The sequence below is a fragment of the Aliiroseovarius sp. YM-037 genome (genome assembly GCF_048060095.1).
Classification (GTDB): domain Bacteria; phylum Pseudomonadota; class Alphaproteobacteria; order Rhodobacterales; family Rhodobacteraceae; genus JBLUOA01.
The window spans coordinates 390,343-410,274 of record NZ_JBLUOA010000001.1 but is presented as its reverse complement, the minus strand read 5'-3'; the positions used below and the strand labels follow the sequence as shown (position 1 = coordinate 410,274).

General features: G+C 60.5%; 22 protein-coding genes. 12 read left to right on the top strand and 10 right to left on the bottom strand.

What is annotated here, in order from left to right:
• Positions 1-10: 10 nt before the first annotated feature.
• Together ACEWPJ_RS01925 and ACEWPJ_RS01920 are read right to left on the bottom strand one after the other, a co-directional pair.
• Positions 11-1,330, bottom strand: a complete 1,320-nt coding sequence (locus ACEWPJ_RS01925; RefSeq protein WP_416510475.1) for an ammonium transporter — start codon at positions 1,328-1,330, stop codon at positions 11-13.
• Positions 1,331-1,356: 26 nt separating this feature from the next.
• Entirely contained in the window at positions 1,357-1,695 is a 339-nt protein-coding gene (locus ACEWPJ_RS01920) for a P-II family nitrogen regulator (protein WP_416510473.1), read from the bottom strand.
• 235 nt (positions 1,696-1,930) lie between these two features.
• Between ACEWPJ_RS01920 and ACEWPJ_RS01915 the strand changes: the two genes are divergently transcribed.
• The gene (locus ACEWPJ_RS01915) at positions 1,931-4,105 is read left to right on the top strand and encodes a PBP1A family penicillin-binding protein (RefSeq protein ID WP_416510471.1); all 2,175 of its coding nucleotides are present in this window, start codon (positions 1,931-1,933) and stop codon (positions 4,103-4,105) included.
• A 12-nt stretch (positions 4,106-4,117) separates the two neighbouring features.
• Here the strand turns inward: ACEWPJ_RS01915 and ACEWPJ_RS01910 are convergent, their stop codons facing one another.
• The 3 genes from ACEWPJ_RS01910 to ACEWPJ_RS01900 are packed head-to-tail and all read right to left on the bottom strand — an operon-like array spanning position 4,118 to position 5,880.
• The gene (locus ACEWPJ_RS01910) at positions 4,118-4,513 is read right to left on the bottom strand and encodes a hypothetical protein (RefSeq protein ID WP_416510469.1); all 396 of its coding nucleotides are present in this window, start codon (positions 4,511-4,513) and stop codon (positions 4,118-4,120) included.
• Position 4,514: 1 nt separating this feature from the next.
• Positions 4,515-5,111: an MlaC/ttg2D family ABC transporter substrate-binding protein gene (locus tag ACEWPJ_RS01905; RefSeq protein ID WP_416510467.1), complete on the bottom strand. Its 597-nt coding sequence runs from the start codon at positions 5,109-5,111 to the stop codon at positions 4,515-4,517.
• A gap of 1 nt (position 5,112) precedes the next feature.
• Complete coding sequence (locus ACEWPJ_RS01900; protein WP_416510465.1) at positions 5,113-5,880, bottom strand: VacJ family lipoprotein; 768 nt, start codon at positions 5,878-5,880, stop codon at positions 5,113-5,115.
• 268 nt (positions 5,881-6,148) lie between these two features.
• Here ACEWPJ_RS01900 and ACEWPJ_RS01895 point away from each other — a divergent pair, with 268 nt between their 5' ends.
• Genes ACEWPJ_RS01895 through ACEWPJ_RS01875 form a run of 5 tightly spaced genes read left to right on the top strand, consistent with a single transcriptional unit; the run spans position 6,149 to position 9,754 of the window.
• Entirely contained in the window at positions 6,149-6,613 is a 465-nt protein-coding gene (locus tag ACEWPJ_RS01895) for a RidA family protein (protein ID WP_416510464.1), read from the top strand.
• Positions 6,610-7,380 (top strand): glycerophosphodiester phosphodiesterase family protein, encoded by a 771-nt coding sequence (locus ACEWPJ_RS01890; RefSeq protein WP_416510462.1) that lies wholly within the window; start codon positions 6,610-6,612, stop codon positions 7,378-7,380. The genes ACEWPJ_RS01895 and ACEWPJ_RS01890 overlap by 4 nt, the downstream gene beginning before the upstream one ends.
• Positions 7,381-7,428: 48 nt before the next feature.
• On the top strand, positions 7,429-8,616 hold the full coding sequence (locus tag ACEWPJ_RS01885; RefSeq protein ID WP_416510461.1) for a GNAT family N-acetyltransferase: 1,188 nt from the start codon (positions 7,429-7,431) through the stop codon (positions 8,614-8,616).
• Positions 8,613-8,912, top strand: a complete 300-nt coding sequence (locus tag ACEWPJ_RS01880; RefSeq protein WP_416510460.1) for a 4a-hydroxytetrahydrobiopterin dehydratase — start codon at positions 8,613-8,615, stop codon at positions 8,910-8,912. The genes ACEWPJ_RS01885 and ACEWPJ_RS01880 overlap by 4 nt, the downstream gene beginning before the upstream one ends.
• Positions 8,909-9,754, top strand: coding sequence for a mechanosensitive ion channel family protein (locus ACEWPJ_RS01875; protein ID WP_416510459.1), 846 nt, complete (start codon positions 8,909-8,911; stop codon positions 9,752-9,754). Before ACEWPJ_RS01880 ends, ACEWPJ_RS01875 begins: the two co-directional genes overlap by 4 nt.
• Positions 9,755-9,799: 45 nt before the next feature.
• On the opposite strand, the gene ACEWPJ_RS01870 is transcribed toward ACEWPJ_RS01875, so the two are convergent.
• Positions 9,800-10,288 (bottom strand): peroxiredoxin, encoded by a 489-nt coding sequence (locus ACEWPJ_RS01870; protein WP_416510458.1) that lies wholly within the window; start codon positions 10,286-10,288, stop codon positions 9,800-9,802.
• Positions 10,289-10,374: 86 nt separating this feature from the next.
• Between ACEWPJ_RS01870 and ACEWPJ_RS01865 the strand changes: the two genes are divergently transcribed.
• The gene (locus tag ACEWPJ_RS01865) at positions 10,375-11,586 is read left to right on the top strand and encodes an NAD(P)/FAD-dependent oxidoreductase (RefSeq protein ID WP_416510457.1); all 1,212 of its coding nucleotides are present in this window, start codon (positions 10,375-10,377) and stop codon (positions 11,584-11,586) included.
• A complete protein-coding gene (gene rsmD / locus ACEWPJ_RS01860) occupies positions 11,583-12,143 on the top strand; it encodes a 16S rRNA (guanine(966)-N(2))-methyltransferase RsmD (protein WP_416510456.1) in 561 nt (186 codons plus the stop codon). The genes ACEWPJ_RS01865 and rsmD overlap by 4 nt, the downstream gene beginning before the upstream one ends.
• Here rsmD and map read toward each other — a convergent pair.
• Together map and sfsA are read right to left on the bottom strand one after the other, a co-directional pair.
• The gene (map, locus tag ACEWPJ_RS01855) at positions 12,140-12,952 is read right to left on the bottom strand and encodes a type I methionyl aminopeptidase (RefSeq protein WP_416510455.1); all 813 of its coding nucleotides are present in this window, start codon (positions 12,950-12,952) and stop codon (positions 12,140-12,142) included. The genes rsmD and map overlap by 4 nt on opposite strands.
• A gap of 72 nt (positions 12,953-13,024) precedes the next feature.
• On the bottom strand, positions 13,025-13,735 hold the full coding sequence (sfsA, locus tag ACEWPJ_RS01850) for a DNA/RNA nuclease SfsA (protein ID WP_416510454.1): 711 nt from the start codon (positions 13,733-13,735) through the stop codon (positions 13,025-13,027).
• Positions 13,736-13,780: 45 nt separating this feature from the next.
• On the opposite strand from sfsA, the gene ACEWPJ_RS01845 reads away from it, so the two are divergent.
• The 4 genes from ACEWPJ_RS01845 to ACEWPJ_RS01830 are packed head-to-tail and all read left to right on the top strand — an operon-like array spanning position 13,781 to position 16,782.
• Positions 13,781-14,509: a competence/damage-inducible protein A gene (locus tag ACEWPJ_RS01845; RefSeq protein WP_416510453.1), complete on the top strand. Its 729-nt coding sequence runs from the start codon at positions 13,781-13,783 to the stop codon at positions 14,507-14,509.
• On the top strand, positions 14,509-15,234 hold the full coding sequence (locus ACEWPJ_RS01840) for a GNAT family N-acetyltransferase (RefSeq protein ID WP_416510452.1): 726 nt from the start codon (positions 14,509-14,511) through the stop codon (positions 15,232-15,234). The genes ACEWPJ_RS01845 and ACEWPJ_RS01840 overlap by 1 nt, the downstream gene beginning before the upstream one ends.
• Positions 15,235-15,256: 22 nt before the next feature.
• Complete coding sequence (locus ACEWPJ_RS01835) at positions 15,257-15,826, top strand: peroxidase-related enzyme (protein WP_416510451.1); 570 nt, start codon at positions 15,257-15,259, stop codon at positions 15,824-15,826.
• A complete protein-coding gene (locus ACEWPJ_RS01830; RefSeq protein ID WP_416510450.1) occupies positions 15,823-16,782 on the top strand; it encodes an OmpA family protein in 960 nt (319 codons plus the stop codon). Before ACEWPJ_RS01835 ends, ACEWPJ_RS01830 begins: the two co-directional genes overlap by 4 nt.
• A 24-nt stretch (positions 16,783-16,806) precedes the next feature.
• Here ACEWPJ_RS01830 and ACEWPJ_RS01825 read toward each other — a convergent pair whose 3' ends face one another.
• Together ACEWPJ_RS01825 and ACEWPJ_RS01820 are read right to left on the bottom strand one after the other, a co-directional pair.
• Positions 16,807-17,712 (bottom strand): LysR family transcriptional regulator, encoded by a 906-nt coding sequence (locus tag ACEWPJ_RS01825; RefSeq protein ID WP_416510449.1) that lies wholly within the window; start codon positions 17,710-17,712, stop codon positions 16,807-16,809.
• A gap of 156 nt (positions 17,713-17,868) precedes the next feature.
• Positions 17,869-19,896: an FAD-dependent oxidoreductase gene (locus ACEWPJ_RS01820; protein WP_416510448.1), complete on the bottom strand. Its 2,028-nt coding sequence runs from the start codon at positions 19,894-19,896 to the stop codon at positions 17,869-17,871.
• Between the last annotated feature and the right edge of the window lie 36 nt (positions 19,897-19,932).

The following is a 19,932-nucleotide window of genomic DNA, read 5'->3' as shown; positions in this document are numbered from 1 at the left end:
AGGAAGGACATCAGCCAGCAGAGAACTCAGGGTAGGCCTCCATCCCAAGTTCCGCCATGTCGAGGCCGTTGATCTCAGTTTCCTCGTCAACGCGCAGCCCGGCGATAGCCTTGATTGAAAGCCAGATCACACCCGACGTAATCACGACGAACGCGCCCACGGTAATGATCGAGATCAATTGCGTGCCGAAATTCGCCGCCGGGTTCGTCAGCGGCACGGCAAGCGTGCCCCAGATGCCCGCGATCAGGTGAACCGGGATCGCACCGACCACGTCATCGATTTTCATCCGATCAAGGAACGGAACCGCGAAGACCACGATGACACCGCCGACCGCACCGATCAGCGTCGCACCGCCAAGCGTCGGCGTCAGGGGTTCGGCTGTGATCGACACAAGCCCGGCAAGCGCACCGTTCAGCACCATTGTCAGATCCGGCTTTTTGTAAAGCAACTGGGTCAGGATCAGGGCCGCTATTGCACCCCCAGCAGCGGCCGTATTGGTGTTGGAAAAGATGCGGCTGATATCCGCGACACTCCCGGCCGTGTCCATGTAAAGCTGCGATCCGCCGTTGAAGCCAAACCAACCCAGCCACAGGATGAATGTGCCAAGCGTCGCCAGCGTCAGGTTTGACCCCGGCATCGGCACGGTCCGCCCGTCCTTGTATTTGCCCAGCCGCGGCCCGAGGATCAGCGCGCCGGTCAGCGCCGCCCAGCCGCCGACGGAATGCACGACGGTCGAGCCTGCGAAATCCTGAAAGCCCATGCCATCAAGGAACCCGCCGCCCCACTTCCAACTTGCCTGAATCGGGTAGATCAGCGCGGTCAGCACGATCACGAAAATCAGGAACGGCCACAGCTTGATCCGCTCGGCCAAGGTGCCCGACACGATGGAGGCCGTCGTCGCACAGAACATCAACTGAAAGAAGAAGTCCGACCCGACGGAGGCATAGGTCAGGTCCGGCTCTGCGCCTTCGAGACCCACAGGCTCAAGCCCCGCGGCACCGAAGGCGCCGATAATACCGTCGATTGTCCAACCATCGCCCGGATACATCAGGTTGTAGCCGATCAGGTAGTAGAAGATCGCCGCCAACGAAAACAGCGCGATGTTCTTCGTCAATTGCATCGTGACGTTCTTGCCGCGCACAAGGCCGGCCTCCAACATCGCGAACCCGGCGGCCATCCAGAAGACGAGGAACCCCGCAACGAGGAACATGAAGCTGGTGAAGATAAACCCGATATCACCGTTGGGTGGCGTCATATCCGCCCCTTGTGCGAGGCCGAGGGTTGGCAGCGCCGCAACAAGCGCGGCAAGTGTGAGTAGTCTGAGTATCATTGATCCATTCCCTTTCTGGCGCCGTGTTACAGCGCGTCGTGATCTGTCTCTCCGGTGCGCACCCGAACCGCGCGCTCGACGGGGAGGACGAAAATCTTGCCGTCGCCGATCTTGTCGGTGTGGGCAGTTGTCTTGATGGTTTCGATCACGTCATCGGCCATCGCGGCCGTCACAACGAGCTCAAGGCGCACTTTCGGGACGAAATTGACCGTGTATTCCGCCCCCCGGTAAATCTCCGTATGGCCGGATTGCGCGCCGAACCCCTTGACCTCTGTCACCATCATGCCGCGCACGCCAAGATCGGTCAGCGCGCTGCGCACCTCCTCAAGCTTGAACGGCTTTATGGTCGCTATGATCAGTTTCACGTCATACCCCTTCTTCCGCTGAATTCTTCGCACTTGCAGAATGCGCGGGGCCAATAGGGGGAGTTCAAGCAAAGTTGAGTTGATTTCGGGCCGAAAAATGCTGCAAGTGCGAAAAGCCTAGAATTTGGGCGGCGCTGCCCAAGAACTAAGCAGGTGAAAAACGTCTAAATCCACGCAATCGGCTCCACATTGCTGGATGATGTGTGTAGATTGCCGAAAAAATTGCAGGTGTTAGATGAGCGGAACAGGCAAAAAAAAGCCCCCCTTGGTTGCGGAGCGGCGATATCCGGCGGGCAAATCCGGTCCGGCGAAGAAGAAGCCCGCGCCGCGCAAACCTGCGGCCAAGAAGAAACCCGTGCGCCGCAAACCCGCACGCAAGAACAACTCGCTTGTCGCGAAACTGCTTCAGCCGTTCCGCTGGCTGTTGCGCGTGATCTGGGGTGTCGCGTGGCGTGGTGCCCTCGTCCTGGGGCTGATCGTGGCGGTGGCAACCGGTTACATCTACACCACGCTGCCGGACATGACGACGCTTGTCGATCAACGCGCGCGCGGCTCTGTCACGCTGCTGGACCGCGAGGGGCGTGTTTTTGCATGGCGCGGCGATCAGTTCGGCGGGATGATTACCGCTAACACCGTGTCGCCTTACTTGCGCGATGCGGTTGTCGCCACCGAAGACAAACGGTTTTACCGCCATTTCGGGATCAGCCCGCGGGGCGTTGCCTCTGCCGTTCGGATCAACCTGCGCGAAGGGCGCGGCCCGCTTTCGGGTCATGGCGGATCGACCATCACCCAGCAAACTGCCAAGCTGCTGTGTCTTGGTGAGCCTTACGATCCGACCAGCGGCTTGTCCGAAGCCCAGTATGAGGCCGACTGCCGCCGCGGTTCCCTGTGGCGGAAGATGAAAGAGGCTGTCTATGCCCTCGCCCTAGAAGCCAAGTTCACCAAGGACGAAGTCCTGACGATCTACCTTAACCGCGCCTTCCTTGGTGCCGGTGCCCGTGGGTTTGAGGCGGCGAGCCAGCGCTACTTTGGCAAATCCGCGAACGAAGTGAACCCGTCAGAAGCCGCGATGCTGGCCGGTCTTCTGGTCGCGCCGTCACGATTTGCGCCGACGAACAACATCGAACGCTCTCGCGCGCGGGCCGAAACGGTGCTGAAGCTGATGCGCGAACAGGGCTATCTGACGAACGCCGAACACACCAACGCCGTTCAGAACCCAGCGTCGCTGTCCGAAGCCGCCGCCGCCCGCGCGGGCGGATACTTTGCCGATTGGGTGATGCGCAGCGGGCCGGATTTCCTGACCCGCGACACGACCGAAGACGTGATTCTGCGCACGACGCTTGACCAGCGCATTCAACGCGCCACCGAAGAAGCGATGAAGCATATCTTTGACACCAAGGTCAAAGAAGGCTCAGAAGCGCAGGCGGCGATTGTTGTGATGTCGGCAGACGGGGCCGTGCGCGCAATGGTGGGCGGGCGCGACACGCAAGTCTCAGGCGCGTTCAACCGGGCGAGTCAAGCGTTGCGCCAGACCGGATCAGCCTTCAAGCCGTTCGTTTACGCCGCCGCTCTCGACCTCGGCTATACCTACAACGACTATGTCGAGGACGCGCCGTTGACGATCACTGAGCCCGGCGCGCCGCCCTACAGCCCGGAAAACTATACGCGGCGCTACTACGGCACCGTGACGCTAACCGAAGCGCTGCAAAACTCGCTGAACACCGCAGCCGTGCGGGTGTCAGAGGCCGTAGGCCGCGATAACGTCCGCGCCATCGCCTCCGGGTTCGGCATTGAAAGCGACCTTGCCGCCGGGGCGGCGCTTGCGCTTGGTGCGTCGGAATCCACCCTGATCGAGATGACGGGCGCTTATGCCGGTATCCTGAACGGCGGCAGTTCCGTCACGCCCTACGGCCTGATCGAATTGCGCTTGCAGGGTGAAGACACTCCGTTGATGGAGCAGGAAGGCGGCATCGGCGAACGCGTCATCACAGAAAGCGCAGCGCGGCAGCTGACCTATATGATGAGCCGTGTGATTGAGGCCGGATCAGGCGGGCGCGCGAAACTTCCGGGCCGTCAGGCTGCGGGCAAGACCGGCACTACCCAAGCCGCACGGGATGCGTGGTTCATCGGCTTCACCGCTGATTACGTGACGGGCGTTTGGATGGGTTACGACGATAACACCCCCCTTAGCGGAACGACGGGCGGCGGACTTCCTGCCGAAATCTGGCACGAAACCATGGTGCGTGTGCATGATGGGTTGGAGGCAAAGCCGCTGCCAATGATCACGCCAGAACCACCCCGGCCGCTGCAGCCCGTACCGCAACAGCAGCCACGACGCCGGAACCGGGGCGCGGAAAACGCGATTGAGAACTTGCTTCGGGATATCTTTGGCGGTGGGCGGCGGAATTAGGGGTGCTGCGGCCTACTCAGCCGTTTCGGAGTCCACTGCGCTGTCGACAACGTCGCCTTCGGTGCAGCGGTCGTATTTGAACGCAAAGCCGTTCCAGACCATGATCAACCCGTCATCGGCGGCGTGCATGAACAGTGCGCGGGCGATCCAAGTCGTGCCCTCGCCCGAACATTCCATGTCGTAAAGCACGGCGTCCATGTCCCGCACATCGGTCGGGTTTGCCATGTTGCATTGGCTTTCGACACCGAAGAACACATCGTCTTCGATCTTTAACGCGCCGCCGTCCTGCCCAATCAACGTGCAGTCGGACTCGGCCGTTTGTCTGAAAATGCCGTCGAACGCGCCTGCTTGTGCAATGCCCGCGCTGAAAACCGTTGCGGCGATCAGGGCGGGCAAGCTGCGCACCATCTTATCCGGCGCGCTGCAGGTCGGCGATCAACTGGTCGATATTGCCGCCACGTCGGTCGAGCATTGCGCCAACTTCTTCGCGTTCCACACGGGTCAGGCTGACGCCTTCGATCGAGAGGTCGAAGAACAGGTTGCGACCACCCGCTTCTTTCACCAGAAAATCGACCCGAAACGGCGCTTGGCCGCGCAGGGTGACGGTGGCTTGTACCTCAAACCAGCTTTTCACCGGGCGGGCGTTGATGACGGCAATCTGGCCGCCAATGAATTCGCGGAACCGGCGACCATATTTGCGGGCGATATAGCCTTCGAAGGCTGCGACATAGTTGCGAAGCTGCGCCTGACTGGCCGACCGCGCGTCTGACCCGAGCACACGAAGCGCGATCACCTGCGTATTGCCATAGCGTTCAAAGATCCCTTCGAACTGCGACAGCATCCGCGATTCCGACGCGCCTGAGTTGATGACGTTCTGAATGTCACCCACAACCCGGGTAATCAGTGCCTGTGCCTCTCCGGTTGTCAGCGCCAATGCTGCACTAGGCAAAGCGACCGTTGCCATCAGGCCCGCGCCAGCAGCGCCCATGAAGTTTCGTCTGTTCATCTTACTCACCGTACAAATCCTCAAACAATGCGTCGATCTCGTCCGCTTCGGCCTCTGTCACCTCGGCCCCCAGTTTGAACCGACGGTTCTGAAGGTAGAGCGACCGCGCCTGCGCGTAGCTGTCTTCGCTTTCATATAGGACCGAGTCGACCGTAGCAGAATAGTCGTAGCGATCCCCAACTCTTGAAAGGGTATTGGCCCCGACCACGACATAGCTTTCCGGAGCGTCAATCGCGTAGGATAGCGGATTGGTGAACAGATCGACGACTCGCCCGACCATATGCCGTTCGGTCGAGGGTCCAAGCACCGGCAGTTCGACATAATTGCCCTCAGGCACACCCCAAACATATAGCGTTTCGCCAAAGTCGGTATCGACCTTGGTCAACCCCGCCTCGGTCGCGGGGTCAAGCACGCCGGCCAGCCCGATGGTCGAATTGAAGGCAAAGCGGAACGTGTTCTGGAACGCGCCTTCGATATCAAGCTGAAGCAGGTTGTTCACGACCTTGCTCGGCAGGCCGAGGTTCGATGCGAAATTACCGACACCCTGACGAACCGGCTGCGGCAGCCCGCCGCCATAGGCGTTCGCCGTCGGGCGCAGCAGTACCCGGTCGATGTCGCGGTTGGCGGCATGAACGCGGCGATTCTGCTCTTCATGCGGGTCTTGAATACCGCCAGCCGGTTGCTGGGCGCAGGCCGTGACCAGCATCAGCGCGCCAATGACAAACAGTGTCGATACTCTGAATCTTCGGGAATGGGCAGCTTCGGGCACAGATAATCCTTGCGTCGCGTTCAATCTCCAAGCCCGGTAGATCGTGAATCCGGGCCGATGTCCAAACCGATCGGGGCGTTCACGGCAGATCATGTGGCCGATCGGTGACAATCATTAATAAGCGGATAATGCCTGAGCGTCCATGTATGGAAACCCGGACCAGCGAATTGATGAACAAAACGCTGGATTGCGCGGCATTGCAGGTCTTTTTGGTTTTCAGCCCTGTGCATCCCCGATAGCGTCCAGCCAACAGGTTCAGGAGGATGATATGACCGGATTGATCGAAACACGACTGGAAGAGCTCGGGGTCAGCCTGCCGGATGCGCCCGCCCCTGCCGCGAACTACGTGCCGTGGGTGAAGGTCGGAGAGATGGTTTATGTCTCGGGGCAAATCTCCAACGGGCCGGATGGGCTGATTACCGGGAAACTCGGCGATACCATGACGACCGAAGAGGGTGCTGCCGCCGCGAAAGTCTGTGCCCTTGCCCTGTTGGCGCAGGTCAAGGCGGCGTGTGATGGCGATCTTGATCGGTTGGTCCGGGTCGTGAAGCTGACCGGTTTTGTCAATTCGACGCCGGATTTCACCGACCAGCCCAAGGTCATCAACGGCGCGTCCGACCTGCTTGGCGAAGCGTTGGGTGAGGCCGGGCGTCACGCCCGCGCCGCGGTCAGCACGCCATCCCTGCCGCTGGGGGTTGCGGTTGAAATCGACGGTGTATTCCAAATCAAATGATCCCTTTGCCCGATAGTTTCCTGACAATCCCGATCGCGCATCGCGGTTTGCACGACCATGCGGCGGGTCGGCCAGAAAACTCCCGCGCCGCGTTCTGGGCCGCGATTGATGCGGGCTATGGGATTGAAATGGATATCCAACCCAGCCGCGACGGCGTGCCAATGGTGTTTCACGACTACGGTCTGGCGCGCCTGACCGGGCAAAGCGGCCCGATCCAGCAACGAACGGCTGAGGAGCTGTCGCGCCTGTCCCTTCTTGGCACGGACGAAACGATACCGACCCTTGCGGATGTCCTGACCCTGACGGCAGGTCGGGTGCCGTTGCTGATCGAACTGAAGGATCAGGACGGGGCGTTGGGGCCGAATGTCGGCTCGCTGGAACGCGCAGTGGCCGATGTGCTCGCGGGTTATGACGGCCCGGCGGCGGTTATGTCGTTCAACCCACATTCCGTCGCGGCGCTTGCCGAAGCAGCACCGAACCTGCCGCGCGGCCTCGTGACCGAGGCATATGCCGACAGCGACACACAGATGGTCCCGCCGGAACGTCGCGATGCGCTGCGCAAAATCCCCGATGTCGACCGCGTCGGCGCGGGCTTCATCAGCCACCAGGCCAGCGACCTGTCCCGCCCGCGCGTGCAGGAGTTGAAAGAAAGCGGCCTGCCGATCCTTTGCTGGACAATCCGCAGCCCCGAACAAGAGGCCGAGGCCCGCAAAACCGCCGACAACATCACGTTTGAAGGCTATGCCGCCGCGCATCCCGGCGCTTGACGTGCCCCGCCGCACCCCCAATCTATACCGGATGAGCGGACCGGGCAGATGAGCGACCAGCAAATCGAAATCAGCGTGTTGGGCAGCCTCGCCGGGATCGACGCCGCCGAGTGGGATGCCTGCGCCTGCCCCGAGGCGGCGGATAGTGGCCGCCCGATTGATCCGTTCACCACCTATCGGTTCCTGATGGCGCTGGAACGCTCGGCCTCTGTCGGGGCGGGCACGGGCTGGACACCACGCTATGTCATTGCGCGGATTGAGGGTGAAGTGATCGCCGTCGCGCCGCTTTATGCGAAGGGGCACAGTCAGGGCGAATACATCTTCGATCACAACTGGGCACACGCGTACGAACAGGCGGGTGGGCACTACTATCCGAAACTGCAACTGGCTGTTCCATTCACCCCTGTTACGGGGCGCAGGTTCCTGACCCGCCCCGGATTTGAAACCACCGGGCTATCGGCACTTGTGCAAGGCGCGGTGCAGCTTGCCGCGGAAAACGAGCTGTCTTCGGTCCACGTCACATTCTGCACCAAGGATGAAGCGGACGCGGGCGAGCAAATCGGGCTTTTGCACCGAACGGGCCAGCAGTTTCACTGGAAAAACGCCGAATACACCAATTTTGACGCGTTCCTCGGCAGCTTGTCGTCCCGCAAGCGCAAGAACATCCGCAAGGAACGCGCAACGGCCCATGATTTTGGCGGCAATATACACCAACTGACCGGCGATGACATTCGTATGGAACATTGGAACGCCTTCTGGCGTTTCTACCAGGACACCGGCGCGCGAAAGTGGGGCACCCCCTATTTGACGCGCGCTTTCTTTGACATCGCGCAGGACACCTTGCGCGATGATATTTTGCTTGTGATGGCGGAAAGGGACGGCACCTGGGTGGCTGGCGCGATGAACATGATCGGACGTGATACGCTTTATGGCCGCTACTGGGGTTGCGTCGAAGATCACCCCTGCCTGCATTTCGAGCTTTGTTACTACCAAGCCATCGACCACGCGATCAAACACGATTTGCTAACGGTCGAGGCCGGAGCGCAAGGCGATCACAAGCTGGCGCGGGGCTATATGCCCGTCACCACACACTCCCTTCATTGGTTCGCGGATGCCCGGTTCCGCGATGCGGTCAGCCGATACCTCGACGCAGAACGGGACGCTGTTGAACACGAGATCGAGGTGCTGACGAGCTATGGCCCTTTCCGCAATCCCGACGTGGAGGAAAAGCAATGAGCGAACCGAAACTGACCGAGGAAGAGCGGCGAGAGGAACTCTCCCCCCTTCTTGAAAACGGTTGGGCGCTGGACGGCGACCGCGATGCAATTTGCAAGGCGTTCACGTTCAAGAACTTCATCGAAGCGTTTGGCTGGATGACCCGCGTCGCGATCTGGTCCGAGAAGTGGCGCCACCACCCGGAATGGTCGAACACCTACAACCAGGTCGAAGTGACGCTGACCACCCATGACTCAGACGGCCTGACCGCGCTCGACACGAAACTTGCAAGAAAAATGGATGCACTGGCAGAATGAACGACTTTATGAATACCGAGATTTTCAACGGCACAACCATCGGGGACATAATCTCTGTCGAATGGTTGGCAGGCATTGCGGGGAACGTCCTCGCGGCAATCCTGATCCTCATCGTGACCCTTATCGTCGCCGGATGGGCCAAGCGGCGCGTAATCGGCGTCGGAGAGCGTCACGAACATCTGGACGATACGCTTTTTTCGTTTCTTGGGAACATCACCTACTACGCGATTCTGGTGTTCGGGCTGGTCTTTATCCTGAACCGGTTTGGCGTTCAGACCGCGTCGATCATCGCTGTTATCGGTGCGATGGGTCTGGCCGTTGGCCTTGCCCTGCAAGGCACATTGTCGAACTTTGCTGCCGGCGTAATGATTATCGCGTTCCGCCCGTTCAAACTGGGTGATTTCGTCGTGATCGGCGGCGAAATGGGCACGGTGAAGGATATTGCGATCTTCACCACGGAACTCGCCACCACTGACAACGTCAAGATCGTGATGCCAAACGCCGAGATCTGGGGCGCGCCGATCACTAACTATTCGGTTTATCCGACGCGCAGGCTCGACCTGACATTTGGCGTGTCCTACGACACCGATCTAAAAAAGGCCGAAGAGGCGATCCGCGACGTGATCGGGCGCGATGATCGGATTCATCAGGAGCCGGAACCACTGGTGAAAGTCGCCAACCTCGGCGATAGCTCAGTCGATTTTGAGGTTCGCGTCTGGTGCGACAGCGCCGATTACCTGACGCTGAAATTCGACCTGACGCGCGCGGCGAAAGAAGCGTTTGATGCGGGCGGGATCGACATTCCGTTCCCGACACGCACGCTGGTTCAGGCCGCGGAATGATAAAGAAAGACCGGGGGCGGTTTCTCCGCCTCCGGCCCAGTCAATTTACATATCGGCCAGCAAAGCCTCGCCCGCCGAAATTTCACACTCGCCGGGGCTGTCTTCGACGTTGAGGATCTTGACCTCGCCATCCTCCGCCAGCATTGCGTAGCGTTTTGAGCGACCAAGCAATCCTGCGGGCGGCGCGTCGAAATCCATGCCGATGGCCTTGGTCATTTCGCTTTCGGGATCGGCCAGCATCGTGATGCCAGACCCGGCAGCACCTGTCGCATCGCCCCACGCCTTGACCACGAACGGGTCATTGACGGCGACGCAGATCACCTCTTCCACGCCTTTTTCGTCGAACTGACCCTTGGTGCGCATGAAGCTTGGCACGTGGGCCGAATGGCAGGTCGGGGTATAGGCGCCCGGCACGGCAAAGATCACGACCTTGCGACCCTTGACCTTATCGCCCAGCGCGACGGCTTCCGGTCCTTCCTCTCCGATTTGCATCAAGTTCACGTCCGGCAGTTTGTCTCCGACAGAAATAGCCATGATTACGTCCTTTGCATGATTGCGTTTTCTACATGCACAGATATAGGCTTTCGCCTTGCAACTGACCACAGCAGAGGACGCATTGAATGAAGCATATCGTCGTGATCGGCGCCGGGCAGGCCGGGTCTTCGTTGGTGGTGAAGTTGCGCAATCTGGGGTTCGACGGCCAGATCACCCTGATCGGCGAAGAACCCCTGCCGCCCTATCAACGCCCGCCGCTGTCAAAGGCTTATTTGCTTGGCGAAATGACGTTGGAGCGGCTGTTTCTGCGGCCAGAAAAGATGTATGCGGATGAAAACATCACGCTGAAGCTGGGTGAACCGGTCACCGCAATTGATGCGGATGCACGGACCGTGACGGTCGGCGATGAAACGCTTGCCTATGATGCCCTGGCATTGACGACCGGGTCGACCCCACGCCGCCTGCCGGAATCGATCGGCGGTGCCCTGACGGGCGTTCACGTCGTACGAACGCTCGAAGATGTCGACCACATGGCCGACGATATCGTGCCCGGTCAGAAAGCGCTGATCGTCGGCGGCGGATATATCGGGCTTGAGGCGGCGGCAGTCGCCGCGAAGCTTGGGCTTCATGTCACGATGGTCGAGATGGCGGACCGCATCCTGCAGCGTGTCGCTGCGCCCGAAACCTCGGACTATTTCCGGGCCCTGCACCGGTCACACGGCGTCGATATTCGCGAGGGCGTCGGCCTCGATACCCTGCTTGGGGATGAGCGCGTCCGCTCCGCGCGGCTGACCGACGGGACGGAGCTTCCTCTGGACGTCGTGGTGGTGGGCGTTGGCATCACACCTGCGACGGGGTTGGCGGAAGCTGCCGGGTTGGCAGTCGATAATGGGATAAAGGTCGATGCACAGGGGCGCACGTCAAACCCGGCAATCTGGGCCGCGGGCGACTGCGCGTCGTTCCCCTACAAAGGCGAACGCATCCGGCTTGAAAGCGTGCAGAACGCGATTGATCAGGCGGAGTGCGTGGCCGAAAACATCCTCGGCGACGGGAAGGATTACGTGCCGCAGCCTTGGTTCTGGTCAGATCAATACGACGTAAAATTGCAGATTGCGGGACTGAACACCGGCTATGACCGGGTCGTCACCCGCCCCGGCGAGGCAGATGGCGCGCAGTCCCATTGGTATTATGCCGGTGACAAGTTGCTTGCCGTCGACGCAATGAACGATCCCCGTGCCTATATGGTCGGCAAGCGGCTGATCGAGGCGGGCAAATCCCCTGCGCCAGATATCGTGGCGAACCCCGCAACCGACCTGAAGACCCTGCTGAAAGCGTGAGGATCATCGCCGGCACCCATCGCGGCCTTGCGCTGACTTCGGTTGGTAAGGGCGATGCGGGCGCGCATCTGCGACCCACGACCGACCGGGTGCGGGAAAGCCTGTTCAACGTGCTGATGGGCGGGCGGTATGACGATCCGATCTCCGACGCCCGCGTTCTCGACCTATTCGCCGGAACCGGAGCACTCGGGCTTGAGGCGCTTAGCCGCGGTGCGGTGCATGTGACCTTCGTCGATGATGGCCGCGCGGCGCAGCGGTTGGTGAAGGACAATATCGCGCTGTGTCGGCGGCAGGCGGACACCGCGCTGATGCGCCGCGACGCCACGCGGCTGCCCGCGAATACCGGCGAACCTTGTGATTTGCTTTTTCTCGACCCGCCCTATGGGAAAGGGTTGGGGCATAAGGCGCTTTCCGCCGCACAAACCGGCGGTTGGATCGCTTCCGGTGCGTTAATCGTCTGGGAGGAAAGCAGCCCGCAAGACGCGCCCGAGGGGTTCCACCCCCTCGACCACCGCAAATACGGCGATACGCATGTGACGTTCCTAAGGGCAGATTAAGCCGAATAGGTCGGGTGAAACTTGCCTGCAGGCGACAGCGTGAAAATCTCTGCCCCATCCGCCGTTACACCCACCGAATGTTCAAACTGCGCGGACAGAGATTTATCGCGGGTCACGGCAGTCCAGTCATCGGCGAGCACTTTGGTTTCGGGGCGACCCAGATTCACCATTGGTTCAATCGTGAAGAACATGCCTTCCTCAAGCACCGCACCCGTCCCGGCGCGTCCATAGTGGAGCACGTTCGGCGGCGCGTGAAACACACGGCCCAGCCCGTGCCCGCAGAAATCACGCACAACTGACATCCGGTTGCTTTCGACGTATTTTTGAATCGCATGGCCTATGTCGCCAAAGGTGTTGCCGGGCTTCACCGCCTCGATCCCCACCATCAGCGCGTCATGGGTGATCTGGATCAACCGCTCCGCCTTGCGGCTGAGCTTGCCTGCGACATACATCCGGCTTGTGTCGCCGAACCATCCATCGACGATGACCGTCACATCGACGTTCAGGATATCGCCATCCTTCAGCGTCTTGTCGCCGGGGATGCCGTGGCACACGACATGGTTCACGCTGATGCACGATGCGTGCTGATAACCCTTGTAGCCGATCGTTGCCGATTTCGCGCCCGCCTGTTCCACCCGCTCGGTGATGAAACGGTCGATGTCGCCGGTCGTGCGACCGGGTTCGACGAGGGTTGCGACCTCATCAAGGATCTCTGCCGCGAGCTTGCCAGCCGCGTGCATCCCGGCAAAATCGCCGGGCTCATAAATGCGGATGCCGTCTTTGGTTATCCGGCCTCGGGTATCGTCCAAGGGTCTCTCCGTATGTTCGCTTTGGGTCTAGATAATGCAGGTCGCCGCAATGTGCCAGAGGGGGCGAATGTCCTAATCCGGATCAAAAAACGGCAAGGGTTTGCCCAGCCATACCCCGTCGGGAGAGATTTTGGTGTCATAGCACATGACTTCGACCCCCGCGGCGCGGGCGGTGGCGAACCCGGCGGCATAGGTCGGATCTATGTCGGCGGCCAGCGTGACGCGGCTGCAATCCGTGCGCTGGACGAGGTAGAACATGATCGCCCGGTGGCCGGTTCGCACCATCTCCGTCAGTTCCACCAGATGCTTCGCGCCGCGTGCGGTCACGCTGTCGGGAAACTCCCCCAACCCCGCCTCGCGGCTGAGGGTCACGCACTTCACCTCAAGGTAACAATCGCGCCGCCCTTCCCCGGTCAGAAGGAAATCGATGCGGCTGTTGGTGCCATACTTCACCTCAGCCCGGACATTTTCATAATCCGCGACCTCTGGCACTTCGCCCGCTTCGAACGCCACGCGCAGTGCGCGGTTCGGGACGGACGTGTCGACCCCGGTGAAATGCCCGTTTTCGTGATCGACCAAGCGCCAGCCGTATTTCAGCTTTTTCTTAGGATCGTCATTCGGCTCCAGCCAAACCTTCATCCCCGGCTCTTTCAGCCCCAGCATCGACCCCGGATTGGCGCAGTGGGCGGTGACTTCGGTTCCGTCCGCCAGCCGCACATCCGCCAGAAAGCGTTTGTAGCGTTGGATGAGCACACCGGGGATCAAGGGGGTTTGAAACCGCATTCCTGCGGCCTATACCAGACCTAACCGCCAGACAAGGAGCCGCCAATGCCGAACCCCACTGCCGCAATGCTGGTCATCGGTGATGAGATCCTCTCCGGTCGAACGCGCGATGCGAATATGCACCATCTGGCGGGTGCGCTGACAAAGCACGGGATCGATCTGGAAGAGGTGCGCGTGGTGTCGGACGACCGCGCGGCGATCATAGCGGCGACGCGGGCGCTGGCGGCAGGGTTTGACCATCTGTTCACCTCTGGCGGGATCGGCCCGACGCATGACGACATAACGGCAGAGTGCATCGCGGCGGCATTCGACACGCCGATCAGCATTCGCGACGACGCCCGCGCGATCCTGCAAGCACATTACGATGAATCGGGGCGAGAGTTGAACGACGCCCGCCTGCGCATGGCCCGTATCCCAGATGGTGCGACGTTGATCGAAAACCCGGTATCGGCCGCGCCCGGCTTCACGATTGAGAACGTGCATGTCATGGCCGGTGTGCCGCAAGTGTTTGAGGCGATGCTGGCCAGCATCCTGCCCCATCTGACCGGTGGCAGCCCCCTTCTATCCCAAACCATGCGGCTGATGCGGGGGGAAGGCAACGTGGCCGAGCCACTTGGCAAGTTGGCGAATGATTTCCCCGACCTTTCTATCGGGTCATACCCGTTCGTGAAGGATGGCGTTTACGGCACCAATATCGTGGTTCGGGGCACCAGCGGCGCCGACATCGATGCGGCCATGACCCGGCTTGCCCATCTGTTTGCCGACGACACCTGATGGCGCAGCCCGACGCAGAAATACTCTACGCCGTGTGTGAGGCGACATGGCCCCCCGCCGAAACCACCGTGCAAGACGGCTGGACGATCCGCAACGGCGCCGGTGGGGGCAAGCGGGTGTCTGCGGCCACCGCCGAAGTCACCGGGCAACTCCCCGACATCGCCAAGGCCGAAGCTGCGATGATCGCGCTTGGCGAAACGCCCCTGTTCATGCTGCGCGAAGGCGAAGGGGCGCTGGACGCCGCCCTTGCCGAACGCGGCTACGATCTGATCGACCCGGTGACACTTTATATTTCCCCGACCAAGACACTCACCCAAAACGAGGCACCGCGCCTGACCGCGTTCACCTTATTCCCGCCCCTCCAGATCATGGAGGAGTTGTGGGCCGAGGGTGGTATCGGCCCCGCGCGTCTGGCCGTGATGGATCGCGCGAAAGGGCCAAAGACCGCAATTTTGGGCCGCCAGAACGACCGCGCCGCCGGGGTCGCCTATGTCGCGATCTACGAAAACACCGCAATGCTGCACGCGCTTGAAGTCACAAAAACACAACGCCGCCAAGGGGTTGCGATCAACATCATGCGCGCCGCAGCCCGCTGGGCAGACGATAACGGGGCCGACTGGTTCTCTGTCATTGTCACGGATCAAAACGCAGCGGCAAACGCGCTGTATTCTTCCCTACAAATGCAACGAGTTGGACGTTACCATTACAGAATACGGGGCAAATAACTGCGCCCGAACAGGCAGGACTATGACAAAAGAACAAGTGACCGCATTAGACCTTCCGATGGTCGATCCCCTTCCCGAAGCCACGCAGAAGTATTTTGACATCTGTCAGGAAAAACTGGGCCTGATCCCCAATGTGCTGAAGGCTTACGCGTTCGACATCGACAAGCTGAACAGCTTTGCCGCGATGTATAACGACCTGATGCTGGCCGATAGCAAACTGACCAAGCTGGAACGCGAGATGATCGCCGTTGTCGTGTCGTCGATCAACAAATGCTACTACTGCCTTGTCGCCCATGGCGCGGCGGTGCGCGAACTGTCCGGCACGCCGGAACTTGGCGAAACGCTGGTGATGAACTATCGCGTTGCGAACCTTGATCCGCGCCAGCGCGCGATGCTCGATTTCGCGGCGAAGATGACCGAAGGCAGCGCGAGGATCGAGGAACCCGACCGCCAAGCGCTGCGCGATGTCGGCTTCAGCGACCGGGACATCTGGGATATCGCGTCGGTCACGGGGTTCTTTAACATGACGAACCGCGTCGCCTCGGCCACCGACATGCGCCCCAATGCGGAGTATCATAGCGCCCACAGATGAGGATCAAGACGCTCATACACGCGGCCATCGTCGCGGCCTGTCCGGCTGCGGGTGTTGCCATGACGCTGGAATTCCCGGTGAACTCCGTCCGTGTGTTGGACGAAACAGAGACGCTCGGCAGCTATCAACTGCCGCTTGGCGGATGGGAGGATGACCAGATCGACGCCCTCACCGCTGAGGGTGAAGTGATCCGGCAGGTCTGGCGGATACCATCGACCAACCTCACCACGCTTCAGATCCTCGGTCCGCTGCGCGAACAACTGATCGAAGACGGGTATGAGGTCGTGTTCGAATGTAAGGACTGGGACTGCGGCGGGTTCGATTTCCGGTATGGGATCGATGTTGCTCCCGAACCGCAGATGCACGTCGACCTTGGCAATTACCGCTTCCTCTCCGCCCGGATGGAAGGCGACGACAAGGACGAGGTGCTAAGCCTTCTGGTAAGCCGCCGCAGCGATACCGCGTTCGTGCAGGTCACGATTGTCGGGCCATCCGGCGCGCCGCGCCCAAACTTGACGCCGTCAACCAAGACGCAACCGACGATTTCACCCGCCGGGCTAAGCTTTGATCCAACCGGAAACGGACTTGGCGTGATGTTGGAGAGTGAGGGCTACGTCGTGCTTGACGATCTAACCTTCGCGATCGGGTCTTCAACGCTCAGCGACGGCACCTATCCATCGCTCGCCGCCCTTGCCGATTATCTGAAAACAAACCCGAACCGGAACGTGACGCTCGTGGGTCACACGGATGCCGAAGGCTCACTCCCCGGTAATGTCGCGCTGTCGAAGCGGCGGGCGACATCGGTGATGGATCGCTTGGTCGATACCTACGGGATCAGCCGCAGTCAGGTCAGCGCCGAAGGCATGGGCTATCTGTCCCCCCGCGCCAGCAACCTGACGGACAATGGCCGGAATCAAAACCGCCGGGTCGAGGTTATCCTGACACCGGCGGAATGATGGAAAGCGTCGCTTAGGCCGAAATTACCAGCTATCCGGCCCCTTGTCGGCAAACGCATGGACAAGGAAATCGATGAACGCGCGCACCTTCGGCTGGGTAAAGCGACCCGGCGGGTAAACCGCGTAGATGCCTTGGCGTTCGGTCGGCAGTTCAGGAATCGCTTCCTCGACCAGACCATCGCGCAGCGCGTCGGCATAAAGGAAGCTTGGCAGATACGCGATACCAAGACCCGAAATCGCGGCGTTCAGCAGCGATTGCCCGTCATTCACGCTAAGCCAACCGGCTGTCCGCACCTGACGCTTTTCGCCCGACGGCGCGGTCAGTTTCCAGACGGACCCGTTCGACTGGCTCGAATAATGCAGCAGCTTGTGATCGTTCAGATCATCGATCTTTTCCGGTCGGCCGTATTTTTCGAAATATTCCGGCGATCCGACCATCCGCTTGGTCGATTCCGTCAGTTTCCGCGCCCGGAGCGTGCTGTCGTCCAGCTCCCCGATCCGGATCGCCATGTCAAAGCCTTCGGAGATCAGTTCCACATACCGGTTGTTGAGCACCATATTAACCGTGATATCTGGAAATTCCTGAAGGAACTCGCCCAGAACCGGGGACAAGTGATTGACCCCGAAATCCGTGGCGACTGATATCCGAAGGAGACCGGACGGCGCTGACTGCATTGACGTCACGAGCGCGTCCGCTTCACCTGCATCATTCAACACACGCCGCGCGCGATCATAGTAGGCCAACCCGATTTCCGTCGGGCTGACACGCCGCGTCGTGCGGTTCAAAAGCCGGGCGCCCAGGCGGGCCTCAAGGCTTGAAACATGTTTCGAGACGGCGGATTTCGAAATCCCCATCTTCTTGGCAGCATCCGTAAATCCACCCTGATCCACCACGGTGGCAAAGGCTTCCATTTCTGTAAGTCGATCCATAATCTGGCCTGTTACTACGCTTCCCCAAGGCGGGGTATGGCAGTGAAATCGGGCGAGATTAGGTCAGATGCCGGACAATAAAGCGGTTTTCTGAAAGATCGTTTTTGATGTGGAAACGCGGAAAAACCGGCGATCTTTCATTTTTACATAAACAAATCAAAGGGTTGTCGCCAATCTCGTCCCCTGGTCGATGGCGCGCTTCGCATCAAGCTCCGCCGCAACATCGGCGCCGCCGATGACATGCGGCGTTTTTCCCGCGTCAATAAGGGCATCGGCAAGGCTGCGTTCCGGCAACTGGCCCGCGCACAGCACGATCGTATCGGCGGCGATGATCTGCGGGTTTTCCCGCGCCTCGCCAAACGAGATATGCAGGCCATCCGCGTCAATCCGTTCGTAGTTCACGCCGCCGATCATCTTGACGCCCTTCGCCTTTAGGGCCGCACGGTGAATCCAGCCCGTCGTCTTGCCCAGTCGCTTGCCAAGCTTTTCGGACTTCCGCTGCAACAGCGTGATGTCGCGCGCAGGTGGTTCGGGTTGCGGGCCTTCCGGGGCCAATCCGCCGCGGCTTTCTTCCGGATCGCCGACGCCCCACTCCTCTTTCCAAAGCTCAAGGTTCTCGGTCGGGCTTTCGCCCTCGTGCACCAGAAACTCCGCCACATCGAAGCCAATGCCGCCTGCACCGATAATCGCGACCCGTTCGCCGACCGGCGCATTGTGCCGCAGCACGTCGATATAGCTAAGGACGTTCGGCCCATCCTGCCCGTCAATCGCCGGATCACGTGGCAGAACGCCGGTGGAGATCACAACCTCATCAAACCCCGTAAGGTCATTCGCCGTGACCTCTACCCCCAGCTTCAGCGTGATGTTGGAATTGGCGACGCTATGCTTGAACCAATCGACAAAGCCTTCAAACTCTTCTTTCCCCGGCACGCGCTTTGCCATGTTCAACTGTCCGCCAAGTTCCTCGGCCTTGTCGAACAATGTGACGTTATGCCCCCGCTCCGCCGCGGTCAGGGCCGCTGACAGGCCCGCTGGCCCGGCGCCGACCACAGCGATCTGTTTTAGTTCCGCCGCTGGTTCAATCACCAGCTCAGTCTCGTGACACGCGCGCGGATTGACGAGGCAGCTTGACAGCTTTCCGCTGAACGTATGGTCCAGACACGCCTGATTGCAGGCGATGCAAGGGGCAATCGCAGCTGCCTGCCCCGCCGCCGCCTTCGCCACGAAATGCGAATCCGCAAGGAACGGCCGCGCCATCGACACCATGTCGGCGCAACCATCGGCAAGAACAGACTCCGCCACATCAGGCGTGTTGATCCGGTTTGAGGTGACAATGGGGATAGACACCTCTCCCATCAGCTTTTTCGTGACCCATGAAAACGCCCGGCGCGGCACGCTTGTCGCAATCGTCGGAATCCGTGCCTCATGCCAGCCGATCCCGGTGTTGAGGATTGTCGCCCCGGCTTTCTCCATCTCTTTCGCCAGCAGCACGACCTCTTCCCACGTCGATCCATTCGGAATCAGGTCGATCATGCTCAGCCGGTAGATCACGATGAAATCGTCGCCGATAGCCCCGCGCACCCGGCGCATCACCTCTAGCGGCAGACGCATCCGGTTTTCGTAAGACCCACCCCAACGATCCTCGCGCTTATTCGTGTGGGTGACGAGGAATTGGTTCAGGAAATACCCCTCCGACCCCATGACCTCTACCCCGTCATAGCCTGCTTCACGCGCCCGCGCGGCAGCGGTGGCGATGTCGGCGATCTGCTTTTCGATACCGTCTTCGTCCAATTCCTTCGGCGGGAACGGAGAGATCGGCGATTTCACCGGCGAAGGGGCCACACATTCCGAGCCATACGCATACCGCCCGGCGTGCAAAATCTGCATCGCGATCTTGCCACCCGCGTCATGCACGCGGTCCGTCACGACCCTGTGATTTGCGATGTCTTCGGCTGTGAACAGCCCCGCCGCCCCCGGAAACACGCCGCCTTCGCGGTTCGGGGCCATACCGCCCGTGACCATCAGCCCGACATCGCCCCGCGCGCGTTCGGCATAGAACTCCGCCACGCGGTTCCAGTCTTTCGTTTCCTCAAGCCCCGTGTGCATCGATCCCATCAAAACGCGGTTTTTCAGCGTCGTGAACCCAAGGTCCAACGGGGCGAGCATATGCGGATAGTGCGACATGGAAGCTCCCTTCAGTTGCTCCGGAAAATGCGCATG

Bases quoted from the DNA above. Each gene is read 5' to 3' on its own strand.
- ACEWPJ_RS01880 (WP_416510460.1), top strand. From the start codon at position 8,613: ATGAGCGAACCGAAACTGACCGAGGAAGAGCGGCGAGAGGAACTCTCC.
- ACEWPJ_RS01875 (WP_416510459.1), top strand. From the start codon at position 8,909: ATGAACGACTTTATGAATACCGAGATTTTCAACGGCACAACCATCGGG.
- ACEWPJ_RS01915 (WP_416510471.1), top strand. From the start codon at position 1,931: ATGAGCGGAACAGGCAAAAAAAAGCCCCCCTTGGTTGCGGAGCGGCGA.
- ACEWPJ_RS01870 (WP_416510458.1), bottom strand. From the start codon at position 10,288: ATGGCTATTTCTGTCGGAGACAAACTGCCGGACGTGAACTTGATGCAA.
- ACEWPJ_RS01910 (WP_416510469.1), bottom strand. From the start codon at position 4,513: ATGGTGCGCAGCTTGCCCGCCCTGATCGCCGCAACGGTTTTCAGCGCG.
- ACEWPJ_RS01835 (WP_416510451.1), top strand. From the start codon at position 15,257: ATGACAAAAGAACAAGTGACCGCATTAGACCTTCCGATGGTCGATCCC.
- ACEWPJ_RS01865 (WP_416510457.1), top strand. From the start codon at position 10,375: ATGAAGCATATCGTCGTGATCGGCGCCGGGCAGGCCGGGTCTTCGTTG.
- ACEWPJ_RS01885 (WP_416510461.1), top strand. From the start codon at position 7,429: ATGAGCGACCAGCAAATCGAAATCAGCGTGTTGGGCAGCCTCGCCGGG.
- ACEWPJ_RS01925 (WP_416510475.1), bottom strand. From the start codon at position 1,330: ATGATACTCAGACTACTCACACTTGCCGCGCTTGTTGCGGCGCTGCCA.
- ACEWPJ_RS01840 (WP_416510452.1), top strand. From the start codon at position 14,509: ATGGCGCAGCCCGACGCAGAAATACTCTACGCCGTGTGTGAGGCGACA.
- ACEWPJ_RS01845 (WP_416510453.1), top strand. From the start codon at position 13,781: ATGCCGAACCCCACTGCCGCAATGCTGGTCATCGGTGATGAGATCCTC.
- ACEWPJ_RS01895 (WP_416510464.1), top strand. From the start codon at position 6,149: ATGACCGGATTGATCGAAACACGACTGGAAGAGCTCGGGGTCAGCCTG.
- ACEWPJ_RS01825 (WP_416510449.1), bottom strand. From the start codon at position 17,712: ATGGATCGACTTACAGAAATGGAAGCCTTTGCCACCGTGGTGGATCAG.
- ACEWPJ_RS01820 (WP_416510448.1), bottom strand. From the start codon at position 19,896: ATGTCGCACTATCCGCATATGCTCGCCCCGTTGGACCTTGGGTTCACG.
- sfsA (WP_416510454.1), bottom strand. From the start codon at position 13,735: ATGCGGTTTCAAACCCCCTTGATCCCCGGTGTGCTCATCCAACGCTAC.
- ACEWPJ_RS01905 (WP_416510467.1), bottom strand. From the start codon at position 5,111: ATGAACAGACGAAACTTCATGGGCGCTGCTGGCGCGGGCCTGATGGCA.
- ACEWPJ_RS01830 (WP_416510450.1), top strand. From the start codon at position 15,823: ATGAGGATCAAGACGCTCATACACGCGGCCATCGTCGCGGCCTGTCCG.
- ACEWPJ_RS01890 (WP_416510462.1), top strand. From the start codon at position 6,610: ATGATCCCTTTGCCCGATAGTTTCCTGACAATCCCGATCGCGCATCGC.